This window comes from Bartonella sp. AC130YNZD, assembly GCF_042196865.1.
Taxonomy (GTDB): domain Bacteria; phylum Pseudomonadota; class Alphaproteobacteria; order Rhizobiales; family Rhizobiaceae; genus Bartonella.
Genome location: NZ_JBHIQZ010000187.1, coordinates 1 through 554 on the forward strand (window position 1 = coordinate 1; position 554 = coordinate 554).

Consider the following 554-nt stretch of genomic DNA (forward strand, 5'->3'; position numbering starts at 1 on the left):
TTAATAAAAACTTGCAAAAGAGCAGGGTCTTCTTTGGCTCTTAAAAATTCGCGCGCACAATCGCCCCAAGTCAGCCATGGCGAATAAAGCGCTGAAATATGGTAAGAACGCAGACGAGGCTTACTTGACTCCTGTGTTGCGATCCAGCAAGCACCGTTTTCTTCTGCCATTAAGGTGGACTTACGATGTTCGGCATGTTCATGACCACAATGTGCACAAACAAAAACAGCTTTTTCGGGGGCGCCTTTTGGCCACTTGATTTGTGACCAAACAATCGGTTGTAGCGTACCACACGCATCACAAGGAACATTGTAATATCGCTGGTCTCCTAGCACAAAATCCTTGGCGATACGGCTTGTGTCACGGTGTGTCGGCGTGGACAATTTAAAAATTTTACGTTGAATAAAAGCAGAGGTTCGTTTTTCAGCAATTGTTACAGGATCGCCTTCATTATCGACATTCAATGGGTAAGCATCGACTTCATCCAAAACCAAATAGCGAATAGGAGAAGAACGCAATCCAGCAGCACTATTTGCTCCTGTAATCATCAATGT

1 protein-coding gene is annotated in these 554 nt (G+C 44.4%); it reads right to left on the reverse strand.

Annotated elements, in window-relative coordinates:
- A partial coding sequence (locus ACFINU_RS10380; protein ID WP_375667743.1) for a terminase gpA endonuclease subunit occupies positions 1 to 554 on the reverse strand: 554 nt, incomplete at both ends.